This window comes from Chryseobacterium sp. MMS23-Vi53 (assembly GCF_047651245.1).
Lineage (GTDB): Bacteria > Bacteroidota > Bacteroidia > Flavobacteriales > Weeksellaceae > Chryseobacterium.
On sequence record NZ_CP180265.1, the window covers coordinates 2119776 to 2132648 of the forward strand.

At 33.9% G+C, this 12873-nt stretch carries 14 protein-coding genes; 11 read left to right on the top strand and 3 right to left on the bottom strand.

What is annotated here, in order from left to right; genetic code table 11:
• Nucleotides 1-33: 33 nt before the first annotated feature.
• The 3 genes from ACKX2A_RS09345 to ACKX2A_RS09355 are packed head-to-tail and all read right to left on the bottom strand — an operon-like array spanning nt 34 to nt 2769.
• Entirely contained in the window at nt 34-729 is a 696-nt protein-coding gene (locus ACKX2A_RS09345; RefSeq protein ID WP_415329093.1) for a tRNA1(Val) (adenine(37)-N6)-methyltransferase, read from the bottom strand.
• Nucleotides 729-2183: a sensor histidine kinase gene (locus ACKX2A_RS09350; protein WP_415329095.1), complete on the bottom strand. Its 1455-nt coding sequence runs from the start codon at nt 2181-2183 to the stop codon at nt 729-731. Before ACKX2A_RS09350 ends, ACKX2A_RS09345 begins: the two co-directional genes overlap by 1 nt.
• Nucleotides 2173-2769, bottom strand: coding sequence for a riboflavin synthase (locus ACKX2A_RS09355; protein ID WP_415329097.1), 597 nt, complete (start codon nt 2767-2769; stop codon nt 2173-2175). The genes ACKX2A_RS09350 and ACKX2A_RS09355 overlap by 11 nt, the downstream gene beginning before the upstream one ends.
• Before the next feature lie 48 nt (nt 2770-2817).
• Between ACKX2A_RS09355 and pdxA the strand changes: the two genes are divergently transcribed.
• The 11 genes from pdxA (at nt 2818) to ACKX2A_RS09410 (ending at nt 12868) form a co-directional block, all read left to right on the top strand.
• Complete coding sequence (gene pdxA / locus ACKX2A_RS09360) at nt 2818-3909, top strand: 4-hydroxythreonine-4-phosphate dehydrogenase PdxA (RefSeq protein WP_415329099.1); 1092 nt, start codon at nt 2818-2820, stop codon at nt 3907-3909.
• An 84-nt stretch (nt 3910-3993) separates the two neighbouring features.
• Nucleotides 3994-4518 (top strand): YceD family protein, encoded by a 525-nt coding sequence (locus tag ACKX2A_RS09365; protein ID WP_415329101.1) that lies wholly within the window; start codon nt 3994-3996, stop codon nt 4516-4518.
• 59 nt (nt 4519-4577) lie between these two features.
• Entirely contained in the window at nt 4578-4781 is a 204-nt protein-coding gene (gene rpmF, locus ACKX2A_RS09370) for a 50S ribosomal protein L32 (protein WP_039365059.1), read from the top strand.
• Nucleotides 4782-4908: 127 nt separating this feature from the next.
• Nucleotides 4909-5391: an acetyl-CoA carboxylase biotin carboxyl carrier protein gene (accB, locus tag ACKX2A_RS09375; RefSeq protein ID WP_415329103.1), complete on the top strand. Its 483-nt coding sequence runs from the start codon at nt 4909-4911 to the stop codon at nt 5389-5391.
• A 97-nt stretch (nt 5392-5488) separates the two neighbouring features.
• A complete protein-coding gene (gene accC / locus ACKX2A_RS09380) occupies nt 5489-6844 on the top strand; it encodes an acetyl-CoA carboxylase biotin carboxylase subunit (RefSeq protein WP_415329105.1) in 1356 nt (451 codons plus the stop codon).
• Between the two features lie 248 nt (nt 6845-7092).
• Nucleotides 7093-8340 carry an ornithine--oxo-acid transaminase gene (gene rocD / locus ACKX2A_RS09385; protein ID WP_415329107.1) on the top strand — a complete coding sequence of 416 codons (1248 nt, stop codon included), beginning with the start codon at nt 7093-7095 and terminating at the stop codon, nt 8338-8340.
• Nucleotides 8341-8342: 2 nt separating this feature from the next.
• Nucleotides 8343-9131 (top strand): glycosyltransferase family 2 protein, encoded by a 789-nt coding sequence (locus tag ACKX2A_RS09390; RefSeq protein WP_415329109.1) that lies wholly within the window; start codon nt 8343-8345, stop codon nt 9129-9131.
• 95 nt (nt 9132-9226) lie between these two features.
• Nucleotides 9227-9892, top strand: coding sequence for a polysaccharide deacetylase family protein (locus ACKX2A_RS09395; protein ID WP_415329111.1), 666 nt, complete (start codon nt 9227-9229; stop codon nt 9890-9892).
• A 41-nt stretch (nt 9893-9933) separates the two neighbouring features.
• Complete coding sequence (locus ACKX2A_RS09400) at nt 9934-10683, top strand: glycosyltransferase family 2 protein (RefSeq protein WP_415329112.1); 750 nt, start codon at nt 9934-9936, stop codon at nt 10681-10683.
• A 4-nt stretch (nt 10684-10687) separates the two neighbouring features.
• Nucleotides 10688-11677, top strand: coding sequence for a hypothetical protein (locus ACKX2A_RS09405; RefSeq protein WP_415329114.1), 990 nt, complete (start codon nt 10688-10690; stop codon nt 11675-11677).
• A gap of 3 nt (nt 11678-11680) precedes the next feature.
• Nucleotides 11681-12868, top strand: coding sequence for a glycosyltransferase (locus ACKX2A_RS09410; RefSeq protein ID WP_415329116.1), 1188 nt, complete (start codon nt 11681-11683; stop codon nt 12866-12868).
• The last annotated feature ends 5 nt before the right edge of the window (nt 12869-12873 follow it).

The window sequence follows — 12873 nt, forward strand, 5'->3', positions numbered from 1 at the left end:
TTAATAATTAACTTAATGGTTTAAAAATATAATTTATTTACGAAAAACATGAAACTCTTTAGTGAGTTCAAGATATTGGTCCGAGTATTGTCTCGGACTTTTTTCTATCACAAACTCAGACTCTTTTAGATCTTTGTCAGTTAAAGAAAATTCAAGAATAAGCCTTTTTGTATAGGCAGTTTCAATACCTTTTATATTGATTTTTCGAATTAAAAATAATTGATTTTCCTGAGTCAGTTTAATAAAATCATTTCCGGCTTCAACAGGAATTATCACAGAGAAAATTCCATTTTTGGAAAGTAATTTTGATGATTTGGAAATCAACTGACTGAAATTTAATTCAACCGTTTGTCTCGCAATTTTATCTTTAACAGAATCCGAAATTTCAAAATAAGGTGGATTTGAAACAATTAAATCAAATTGACTATCAACTTGAAACGTTTTAAAATCTTGAAGAATATTTTTTAACCTTGAATGAAAAGGTGAATTTTCAAAATTCTGTTTTGTAAGATTAACCGCTTCTTCATTAATATCAATTCCTAAAAACTCTGCATTAGGATTTCTTTGAGCCAACATTAATGAAATCAAGCCCGTTCCTGTTCCGATTTCTAAGACTTCAGAAGCATCATCTACACTTGCTAAAGCACCCAACAAAACACCGTCTGTCCCAACACGGAAGACATTTTTTGATTGCTGAATTTCAAATTGTTTAAACGTAAAAGGCTTCACTATAAATTGGTCGGTAAAGTGATAGTAAACGTTGAACCTTTACCCAATTCAGATTTCACGGTAATTTCTCCTTTATAATCTTCAATCATCTTTCTGACCATGGATAAACCAAGTCCCATCCCGCTGTTTTTAGAGGTAAAATTGGGTTCGAAAATTCTTTCATACATATTTTCAGCAATACCGATTCCGTTATCCTGAATAGAAATCATAACCCTTCTTTGATGCTGCTCGACATCGACATTGATGATGAGTTTCCTTTCCTCACTTTCCGCCTGCTTCGCATTGGTAACAAGATTTGTGATAATTCTGGAGAGATAAATTCTATCCATATTGATCATGATATTATTCTTATTGCAATGCATAAAAATACTATCATCATTAAAGACACGAAGAATATCTTCAACTTCATTATTCAGATTGATGACTTCATTATTTTTTTCCGGAAGTTTGGCAAATTCGGAGAAAGCAGAAGCAACCGTTGCAATAAGATCGATCTGATCCACCATTGTTTTGCTCATCTGTTTTACTCTGTCTCGGATATTTGGATCTTCCGGATCGAATTTTCTTTCAAAATTTTGAATCGTCAATTTCATTGGCGTCAAAGGATTTTTCACCTCATGGGCAACCTGTTTTGCCATTTCACGCCAAGCTTCTTCAGATGCTTTAAAGCGAAGCCTTTCCTTTTGATCCTGAATTTGGAGAATCATCCTGTTGTAAGCTCTCGCCAAAGCATTTAATTCATCGTTTTTATAATATCTAATTGGGCGCATTTCATTCTCAAACAAGGTGATACGCGTAATCATGTCAGAGAATTTAGTTATGGTTTTTGCTAAACTGTTAGACATCACCCAACTGAACCAAATACTGAATAAAATCAATAAAATATCAACTAAAACAATATATTTTATATACGTATTTAAAACATCAAAATAAGCTCCTTCATCATAATAAAGTGGAATATAAACAATCGCAACCGGCTCTAAATCATTATTTTTCAACAACAAATAAGACGAAGTAAGAACTGCATCTTTCGTAGGATCGTAACCCTTTGTATCAACTCTTGCATTGGTTGATAAAATTTTATTAACAATATTAATGGGTACTTTCTTTTGCTCTACAAGACTCTCTTCCCTATTCGACAAGAGATAATTCCCTTTAAGATCATAAAGAAAAATATCATGATGATTGATGTCGGCAACCTCGAAAATTTTACTTTCCAAAACCTTTTTCAGATCCTCTGTTTTTACGCGGGTGCTGCTCAGTGCATAATCCAAATAGCCCATTACAGCACCTGTTTTGGTCTGCATATCGATTTCGCTTTGTTTCTCGTAATTTTGCTTTAAAACAAAGTATGGCACCAACGAAGAAGCAACAACACTTAAAAGGCAAACCAATAAGAAGCCGAAAAAGACCCTATTTCTTAAGCTATATCCTTTGTATATATTAATTGACATTCTGTTTATTAATTAACCTAGCAATATACTTACCAATTATATCAAATTCTAAATTAACTTTATCTCCTGCCTTTAAATATTTCATGTTTGTAAACTCCCAAGTATATGGAATAATTGCTACCGAAAACTGAGTGTCTTCGCTTTTTGCAACCGTCAAACTAATTCCGTTTACCGTGATAGAACCTTGAGGAACTGTTACAAAATTTGCGTTATCCTCATACTTCATGGTAATAAAATAACTTCCGTCTTTATTTTCGATGCTTACCACTTCACCCGTTTTATCAACGTGACCTTGTACAATGTGCCCGTCTAATCTTCCGTCCATTTTCATGCAGCGTTCAAGATTTACGACCGTTCCCACTTCCCATTTTCCAAGGTTTGTTTTTTCCAGTGTTTCGTTGATTGCTGTAACGACATATTGGTTTCCGTCGATCTTTACAACCGTAAGGCAACAGCCGTTATGAGCCAAGCTTTGATCTATTTTTAATTCATTTGTGAAAGGGCAGGTTAAAGTAAAATCAATGTTGCTTCCATTTTCTTCGATCTTCTCAATTACTCCAACTGCTTCAATTATTCCTGTGAACATATTATTTTTTGCTAAATTTGTAAATTATAATCTTCAAAGATAATCAAAATGAGCCCAAAAAACCATAAAGTACGAGTAGGAATTTCAATCGGAGATTTCAATGGCATCGGTCCCGAAATCATCATGAAATCCCTTGCAGATAAAACCATTACGGATTTTTTCACGCCAGTGATTTTTGGTTCGGGGAAATTATTTACTTATCAGAAAAATATTTTTAAATTAAATTTAAACTTCAACTACATCAACGAGGCTTCACAGGCACAGGCAGGAAAACTGAATATGGTAAACCTTGTGAAAGAAAATTCGATGGTAGAATTGGGAACTCCAACGGAAGAATCCACAAAAATGGCAATCGATTCTTTGGAAGCAGCGACAGAAGCCTTAATCAAAGGAGAGATCGATGTTTTGGTAACTGCACCGATCAATAAAGATGAGATGGTGAAAATGGGTTTCAAACACGCTGGTCACACAGGATATTTTGAAGAGAAATTTAATAAAAAAGGATTGATGTTTTTGGTAACGGAAGATCTGAAAGTAGCAGTTTCTACACACCACATTCCGATCGCTCAGGTTGCCGAAAATATTTCTAAAGAGAAAATTAAAAAGCAGATTCGGGTTTTAAATCAAACTTTGATTGAAGATTTTAATATTTCTAAACCAAAAATTGCTGTTTTAGGTTTAAATCCACACGCAGGAGACGGCGGAGTCATCGGAAACGAAGAAATCGAAATCATTGCTCCGGCAATTAAAGAATTATCAGACAACGGGATTCTGGCTTTTGGCCCTTTCCCTGCCGATAGTTTCTTCCAGCCGAGCAAATATAGAAGTTTCGATGCGGTTTTAGCAATGTATCACGATCAAGGTTTGGCTCCGTTTAAAACTTTAGCTTATGAAGAAGGTGTGAATTACACAGCGGGACTTCCTTTCATCAGAACGTCTCCCGATCACGGTGTTGCTTATGATATCGCAGGGAAAAATATTGCCGATGAACAGAGTTTTATGGAAGCTATTTTCACTGCGATTAAAGTTTACAAAAACAGAAGCGAGTACAACGATTTGATGAGCAACCGCCTTCAGCCCAGAAAAATGGCAGTGGATAACGGAATCGACGAAGATCTGCCTGAGGAAACTGAGGGTTAATTTTTTAAATCAAATTTTAAATTAATTTGTTAGAGAATTTATTTGTTATTATAAAAAAATTGCATATTTTTGCACACTCATTTTATGGACAAGTTAAGAAACTATGATATTAGCTTTTCCGGACTGAAAACCGGGAAACACGAGTTCAGGTTTGAGATAGATAAAGAGTTCTTTCAATTATTTGACACTGAACAGGAATTTGCAAATCCTAGAATTGCAGTAGATGTTTTGCTTGATAAACACACTACTTTTTTAGAATTTGAGATCAAAGTAAGTGGGACAGTGGAATTGGTTTGTGATATTACAAACGAAAATTTCGATCATCCCATTGAAAATGAAATCAAAGTATTGGTAAAGTTTGGCGAAGAATACGATGACAGCGAAGAAGATGTAATCACCATTCCAACCAGCGACCATGCTTTTAATATTTCTCATTTAATTTACGAAAATGTGGCTCTTTCCATTCCGATGAAAAAGATATCACCCAACGTAAGTGAAGAAGATCTGGCAATTCTTGATAAGTTCAGTCCGAAAGAAATTGAGGAAGAGGAAGAACACGAAAGCGATCCTAGATGGGACGCACTAAAAAATTTAAAGAATAAAAATTAAATAGTTTAATGATGAGATGATGAATCTCATCGCTCATCAATTAAAAAAGTTATTACAAAATGGCACATCCAAAGAGAAGACAGTCGTCTACAAGAAGAGATAAGAGAAGAACTCACTACAAAGCTGTAGTTCCTCAATTAGCAAAAGATGCAGCAACAGGAGAGCTTCACCTATACCATAGAGCTCACTGGCATGAAGGAAAATTATACTACAGAGGAAAAGTAGTATTGGAAAAAGAAGTAGCAACTACTGAAGAAAACTAAGAGTCGCTTTTCACTGAAAAACACTCGTTTTAATACAAAAACCGCCCAATTTTGATAAAATTTGGCGGTTTTTTGTTGTTTTTTATGTTTTTTTGGTATCTTTGGCTCAAAATCAAATATCAAATTTATGGACATTAAAGACATACAAAATCTTATCAAGTTTGTATCTAAGGCAGAGGTTTCTGAAGTGAAATACAAGACTAAAGATTTCGAAATCACTATTAAAACTCCATTAGCTGGAAGCGAAGTTGCTTATGCTCAACCTGCAGTTTACCACACTGCTCCACAACAAGTAGCTGCTCCTGCACAAGTAGCAACGCCTGCTGCTGCACCTGCTGAAAAAGCTGAGGCTGCTTCTGACGACAGCAAGTATGTTACTATTAAATCTCCAATGATCGGAACTTTCTACAGAAAGCCATCTCCAGATAAAGACGTATTCGTAAACGTAGGTGACGAAGTTTCTATCGGTAAAACGGTTTGTGTAATCGAAGCAATGAAGTTATTCAACCAAATCGAGTCTGAAGTAAGCGGAAAAATCGTTAAGATTTTAGTTGATGATGCTACTCCTGTAGAATACGACCAACCTTTATTCTTAGTAGATCCATCTTAATTAGAAGTTAGATGTTAGACATTAGATGTTAGATTAAATTCTACATTAAAATAACATTATCTAATTTTCAAATTATCTAATTTTCAAATTGAAGAAGATGTTCAAAAAAATATTAATAGCCAATCGTGGCGAAATTGCAATGCGTATTTTACGTACTTGTAAAGAAATGGGGATCAAAACCGTTGCGGTTTATTCAACTGCTGATAAAGACAGTCTTCACGTAAGATTTGCTGATGAAGCAGTTTGTATCGGTCCTGCGATGAGTAAAGACTCATACCTAAAAATCCCTAACATTATTGCTGCTGCAGAAATTACCAACGCAGACGCCATTCACCCAGGTTATGGTTTCTTATCTGAAAATGCTAATTTCTCAAGAATCTGCCAGAAAAACGGCATCAAATTTATCGGTGCTTCTCCTGAGCAAATTGAAAAAATGGGAGATAAAGCCAACGCTAAAGCTACGATGAAGGCTGCAGGTGTACCATGTGTACCTGGTTCCGACGGTTTGATCGAGTCTTACGAACATGCTGTAAAAGTTGCTGAAGAAACTGGATACCCTGTAATGATTAAAGCAACTGCCGGTGGTGGTGGAAAAGGAATGAGAGCTGTTTGGAAAGCTGAAGACCTTAAAGATCACTGGGAATCTGCAATTCAGGAAGCTGTGGCTGCATTCGGAAACGGAGGTATGTACATGGAAAAACTGATTGAAGAGCCTAGACACATCGAAATTCAGGTTGCAGGAGATCAATTTGGTAAAGCTTGTCACCTTTCCGAAAGAGATTGTTCAGTTCAGAGAAGAAATCAAAAATTAACGGAAGAAACTCCATCTCCTTTCATGACAGACGAGCTTCGTGAAAAAATGGGTGAAGCAGCTGTAAAAGCAGCGGAATTCATTGGATACGAAGGAGTTGGAACGATTGAATTCCTTGTAGACAAGCACAGAAATTTCTATTTCATGGAAATGAATACGAGAATTCAGGTAGAACACCCGATCACTGAGCAGGTTATTGATTATGATTTGATCAGAGAGCAGATTCTTTTGGCTGCAGGAACACCAATTTCAGGAATTAATTATTATCCAAAATTACATTCAATCGAGTGTAGAATCAATGCTGAGAATCCATACATGGATTTCAGACCGTCTCCTGGTAAAATCACAGGACTAAACATTCCTGGTGGGCACGGGGTAAGAGTTGACACTCACGTTTATGCAGGATATACAATCCCTTCTAATTATGACTCAATGATTGCTAAGCTTATCACGACAGCTCAGACGCGTGAAGAAGCGATCGCAAAAATGAGAAGAGCTTTGGAAGAATTCTATATTGAAGGTGTAAAAACTACAATTCCTTTCCACAGACAATTGATGGATAATGAAGCTTATCTTTCAGGAAATTATACAACAAAATTCATGGAGGATTTTGTAATGGACAGAAAATATGATAATCACTAAGATTATATTTAAATAAATTTTTAAACCGTCTCTTTTGGAGGCGGTTTTTTTATTTATCATTAAATTAACATTAATAAAATTCATCTTTTTAAAGATATAATACCTGCAACATATATTTTGTGTAAGCAATAATTTCTAAAACCCTTTTTATCACCCTCAAAATGTACTTAGTTCAGGTCGTTTTTCAGTGCTGGATTTCTGTTTATACATCTCATTTATAATGTTTAAATTTGTGGAAAACCTAAATTATGTCAACAGTAGAAACAGTAAAAAATTCACAGTATTTCATTGACCTTGAAGACCAGTACGGTGCTCACAACTACCATCCCCTTCCGGTTGTTTTAGACAAAGGAGAAGGCGTTTTTGTGTGGGACGTAGAGGGCAAGAGATATTATGATTTTCTTTCAGCATATTCTGCTGTAAACCAAGGTCATTCTCATCCGAAAATTGTAGGAGCATTGGTTGAGCAGGCTCAGAAATTAGCTTTAACGTCAAGAGCTTTCTACAACTCGAAATTGGGAGAATATGAGCAAAAGATCACTACCCTATTTGGTTTTGATAAAGTTTTGCCCATGAACTCCGGCGCGGAAGCAGTAGAAACGGCGGTAAAATTAGCCAGAAAATGGAGTTACGAAGTGAAAGGCATTTCGGAAAATGCTGCAAAAATTATCGTTTGCGAAAATAACTTCCATGGAAGAACAACAACCATTGTTTCTTTCTCAAATGATCCTGATGCAAACCAAAATTATGGTCCTTTTACACCTGGATTTATCAAAATTCCATATAACGATATTGCAGCTTTAGAAGAAGTTTTAAACAGAGAAGCAGAAAATATTGCAGCCTTTTTGGTTGAGCCTATTCAGGGTGAAGCCGGAGTTTACGTTCCTAATGACGGATTCCTGAAAAACGCTTCAGAATTGTGTAAAAAACACAACGTTCTTTTCATTGCAGATGAAGTTCAGACCGGAATTGCAAGAACCGGAAAATTAATTGCTTGTCATCACGAAGATGTTCAGCCTGATATTTTGATTTTAGGAAAAGCGCTTTCCGGTGGAATGTATCCTGTTTCAGCAGTTTTGGCGAACAATGAGATTATGAATGTGATTAAACCGGGACAACACGGTTCTACTTTCGGAGGAAATCCTATCGCCTGTGCGGTTGCAGTTGCTGCTTTGGATGTTGTTGAAGAAGAAAAACTTTCTGAAAGAGCAGAAGAATTAGGAAAATTATTCCGTTCTGAAATCGAAAAAATTATAGAAAAAACAGATCTTATTACAAAAGTAAGAGGAAAAGGATTATTAAATGCAATTTTAATCAACGACACTCCGGACAGCTCAACTGCGTGGAATTTGTGTTTAAAACTGAAAGAAAACGGACTTCTTGCAAAACCGACTCACGGAAATATTATAAGATTGGCACCCCCTTTGGTAATATCTGAAGAGCAATTAATTGATTGCGTTAGAATTATCGAAAACACAATAAAAGAATTTAAATAAAAATGCCCCTTTCCCTTGCAGTCATTACTTACAATGAAGAACACAATATTGTAAGGCTTTTAGACTCAATTACAGACACTGTTGATGAAATTATTATCGTTGATAGCTTTTCAACCGATAAAACAAAAGAGATTTGTACACAAAAATATTCTCAGGTAAAATTCTTTGAGAAAAAGTTTAACGGGTATGGTGAACAAAAAAACCATGCCCTTTCTTTATGCTCTCACGACTGGATTTTATTCCTTGATGCCGATGAAGTTCCTGATGAAGATTTAAAACAATCCATAAAAAAGATTATAACATCAGAAAACTCCGGAGAAAATGTTTACAAAGTAAAGTTTAATAACCACCTTGGGATACATCTCATAAAATTCGGAGGATGGGGAAATGTTTGCCGTGAGAGACTTTTCAGGAAAGACTGTGTAAAATATTCTGATGATAATGTTCATGAATTTTTAATTTATGATAAAAAAGCAGGAATTTTAAACGGAAAGATAAATCATTACACCTACAAAAGCATTCAGCATCATGTTGCGAAAATCAATAAATATTCGGATATGATGGCAGAAAAAATGTTTGAAAAAGGTAAGAAAATCAACCGTTTTAAAATTATTGTGAGTCCTATCTTTGAATTTATAAAAGTTTTTATCTTTAAACTAGGATTTTTGGACGGCTTTGCAGGATTCTATGTTGCTAAGACCATGTCTTATTATACATTTTTAAAATATATAAAGCTAAGAGAGAAAATCAGATTACTAGAACTTGAAAAAAAGAACATTAAAGTAACATGATCTTATATTCGCTCCTATTTTCATTAATAATCTTCATTGTAATTTATTTCAGGCTGTATTTTTTTCTCTTTCCAAAAAACAGACTGCCCATTCTCATGTACCATCAGGTGGAAAGAGAAACCGATGAAGATCTTACGGTAAGTTTGGAAAACCTCGAAAAACAGTTCCAGTATTTAAGAAAAAAAAACTACAAATCAAAGTTTTTTTCTGAACTCAACCCGTTGGGAAAAAAGAGCATTATTCTTACCTTTGACGACGGATATAAAAACAATTTTAATTTTTTACCATCTTTGCTGGAGAAATACGATCTGAAAGCAACGATTTTTATTCCTACTAAATTTATTCAGGAAGGATATAAAAATTATATGATGATGAACTTTGAAGATATCAGAAATCTGGATAAAAATTATTTCGAGATTGCCCTTCACAGTCACGATCATCAGAATTTCAGAAATATTTCGGTCGATTTTATAGAAAATGACCTTCAAACCAACATGCAGATTCTGGATAACGAAAATATAGGATATTCTAAAGTTTTGGCGTACCCATACGGAAAATTTCCAAAGAAAAGAGCTGAGAAAATGAAAGTTTTTTCAGTTTTAGAGAAGTTAGGAATCGAATTTGCAGTAAGAATTGGGAATAAGGTGAATTATATTCCTACACAAAAACCTTTCGAGCTGTGTAGAATCGATATAAAAGGCAAAGATTCGTTAATAAAATTCAAATTAAAACTTATCTTTGGCAGATTAAAACTGTTTTAGAGAGATATTTTAGATTTAATATCTGAATCAAAGAAAACGTTATGATGGATATAAGTGGTTTAATCATAACACAAAATGAAGAAAAAAATATACAAGAAGTATTAAGTTGTTTTGATTTTTGTGATGAGATAATTGTGGTGGATTCCTTCAGTACGGACAGAACCGTAGAAATTGCCAAGACGTTTCCGAATGTAAAAATTGTTCAGCACAAATTTGAAGATTTTACAAAGCAGAGAAATCTGGCTTTAGATGCGGCGAAGAACGACTGGGTGTTATTTTTGGACGGAGACGAAAGAATAACCCCGCAATTGCGAAAAGAGATTATAAAAGAACTGAATAGCCCCACAAAAAAAGATGCCTACTATTTTTACAGGAAATTCTTTTTTGCAGGCAAACCGATTAATTTTTCGGGGACTCAGGCTGATAAAAATTTCAGGTTGTTCCGAAAATCAAAGGCAAGATATATTGCCGATAAAAAAGTACATGAAACACTGGACGTGAAAGGAACTATTGGAGTTTTGAGAAATAAACTGTTGCATTACTCCGTTTCAGATTATGAATCTTATCGTAAAAAGATGATTCATTACGGTGTATTAAAAGGAAAGGAATTGGCTGCAAAGGGTAAAAAGTTCAATGTTTTAATTCAATATATTAAAACTGCATTTAAATTCTTTAAGGCTTATATAATGAGACTTGGTGTTTTGGACGGAAAAGAAGGATATCAGCTTTCTTACCTGCAATCGTTAAGCGTTTTTGAAACATATGAATCATTAAAAAAAGAGCAAAATTAGTTGGATGAAGATTTGCGTTATTAGTTTCGATTTTTGGGGATATGATGAACATATCGTTGATACGTTGCGCTCCAAAAACATTGAAGCTTATCATATTAAATTAGCGGATGTTACGCATTCAAACTTTAGTGAAAGGGCGACCAATGCTGTAAGTAAGATCTTCCTCAATAAAAACTTAAAAACAGAAAAGAGACAAAAATTTGTTTTGGATTCTTTGGAGAAATTAGGACATCAGGATCAGATTCTTGTATTAAACCCTGATACTTTTGATTTGTCTACTCTGGAAAAAATCCAAAAATATTCTGATAGATTAATCACTTATTTGTACGACAGTCTCGACAGATTACACGTTGAAAAAGAAAAGCTGAAGCTGTTTGATAAAATTTTTTCCTTCGATATTGCTGATGTTCAAAAATATGGTTTTGAAAAATTAACCAATTATATTTATTTACCTCACCTCTGTAATACTAAGCAAGATCAAAAAATGGATCTTTTTTATATTACATCTTATGATAATAAAAGAGTTGCTTTTATAAAATTGCTTACAAAAAGGCTTCTTGAATTAAGTTTAAAATTTCAAATTATTGTAATTGGAAAAAAAGGCTGGAAACATCAGCTTAAAAATATTTTCATTTCAGTTCCTGAAAATCTTCACATTATTTTCAGTATCAAGAAAATAAATCATGACAAACTACCTAAGTTTTATAAAAATTCCAGAGCTTTGCTGGATCTTACGCGCGAAAATCAATACGGTTTAAGTTTTAGAGTTTTTGAAGCAATGGCGTTGGAAAAAAAGATTATCACAGACAACGAATTTATTAAAACTTATGATTTTTATAATCCGAACAACATCTTGGTTTTGAATGAAACTTGCAGTAATCTGGATCAATCTTTTTTTGAAATACCTTATGAAAAAATTCCGGAAGAAATCTATTACAGTTATACTTTGGACTGTTGGGTAAGCAAAGTTTTTGAACTTGGTAATAAAAACTAACAAATGGGAATCTTAAAAAAACTGAAAAAACACTTTAGAAGAAAAGAAAAACTTAAAGAACTGAAAACACAGGATATTGTAAACATCAGTTTGTATGATTCTTCAAAAAAAACAATTCTTTTTGCTTCGAGAGATTTTCCTAGTCATGATAAAGATTCCGGATCCAACAGACTTAAGGAAATTATTTTAATTTATAAAGGATTGGGATATAACTGCATTTTGTTTGCGCCAAATATGTTTGAGGATGATTCTTATGTAAAATTTTATCAGAAGCATAATGTGATTGTGTTTGTGGAAAATAATAAATACAAAACGATTTACAATTTTTTATCTTCCTTTAAAAATGTAGATTTTGTTTGGCTTAATGGTCCTCTTGCCTTGAATTTATTCTACAAAAAGATGAAAAGTATTTTACCGCCTACAAAATTCATATATGACATGGTGGATATTCATTTTTTACGATATAAAAGAGCCATAGAGATAGAGCCAAATCGTATTTCTTTAAAGAAAAATTATAAACATTTCTTCCGATTAGAAACAATTGTTGCACCTCAGCTCGATTATATTATTGCTATTTCCGACAAAGAGAAAGAGATCATGAGTCAATATGCGGATAAAAATAAAATCATAACAATTTCTAATATCCATTATCCTAAAATTGATGTTTCAGAGAGAAAAAGCTTTAATGAAAGTAAAGGAATTATTTTCATCGGATCTATTCACGAGCCAAATATTGATGCCGTAAAGTTTTTGTATGATAAAATAATGCCTCTTGTATGGAAAGAAAACCCAGAACTTGAAGTAAGTGTCATAGGAAACGTAGCCGATAAATTAGACATCAAACAATACCCGAAATTCAAGTTTTTAGGATTTGTAGAAAGTATTGAAGAACATTTCATTAATTCAAAAATTATGGTTGCTCCATTGAGATTCGGAGCAGGTGTAAAAGGGAAAATCGGTCAGGCCTTTGAATATTTTTTTCCCGTCGTTACCACAGACATCGGAGCAGAAGGAATGAAATTAATCGATAAAAAAAATGTACTGATTGCCAACAACGAAAAATCTTTTGCTGAAGCTATTCTTCAACTGAACAATAATGAAGAACTTTGGAACACATTGCGCGATCATTCCATTGACAGTTTGAAACCGTTTTCTATAGAAGAAGTAAGCTCTACATTGAAAAAAATTTAACTAAG

Excerpts from the sequence above, each read along its gene's own strand:
- ACKX2A_RS09355 (WP_415329097.1), bottom strand. The coding sequence starts at position 2,769 with ATGTTCACAGGAATAATTGAAGCAGTTGGAGTAATTGAGAAGATCGAA.
- ACKX2A_RS09395 (WP_415329111.1), top strand. The coding sequence starts at position 9,227 with ATGTACCATCAGGTGGAAAGAGAAACCGATGAAGATCTTACGGTAAGT.
- pdxA (WP_415329099.1), top strand. The coding sequence starts at position 2,818 with ATGAGCCCAAAAAACCATAAAGTACGAGTAGGAATTTCAATCGGAGAT.
- accB (WP_415329103.1), top strand. The coding sequence starts at position 4,909 with ATGGACATTAAAGACATACAAAATCTTATCAAGTTTGTATCTAAGGCA.
- ACKX2A_RS09400 (WP_415329112.1), top strand. The coding sequence starts at position 9,934 with ATGATGGATATAAGTGGTTTAATCATAACACAAAATGAAGAAAAAAAT.
- rpmF (WP_039365059.1), top strand. The coding sequence starts at position 4,578 with ATGGCACATCCAAAGAGAAGACAGTCGTCTACAAGAAGAGATAAGAGA.
- rocD (WP_415329107.1), top strand. The coding sequence starts at position 7,093 with ATGTCAACAGTAGAAACAGTAAAAAATTCACAGTATTTCATTGACCTT.
- accC (WP_415329105.1), top strand. The coding sequence starts at position 5,489 with ATGTTCAAAAAAATATTAATAGCCAATCGTGGCGAAATTGCAATGCGT.
- ACKX2A_RS09390 (WP_415329109.1), top strand. The coding sequence starts at position 8,343 with ATGCCCCTTTCCCTTGCAGTCATTACTTACAATGAAGAACACAATATT.
- ACKX2A_RS09365 (WP_415329101.1), top strand. The coding sequence starts at position 3,994 with ATGGACAAGTTAAGAAACTATGATATTAGCTTTTCCGGACTGAAAACC.
- ACKX2A_RS09405 (WP_415329114.1), top strand. The coding sequence starts at position 10,688 with ATGAAGATTTGCGTTATTAGTTTCGATTTTTGGGGATATGATGAACAT.
- ACKX2A_RS09350 (WP_415329095.1), bottom strand. The coding sequence starts at position 2,183 with ATGTCAATTAATATATACAAAGGATATAGCTTAAGAAATAGGGTCTTT.
- ACKX2A_RS09410 (WP_415329116.1), top strand. The coding sequence starts at position 11,681 with ATGGGAATCTTAAAAAAACTGAAAAAACACTTTAGAAGAAAAGAAAAA.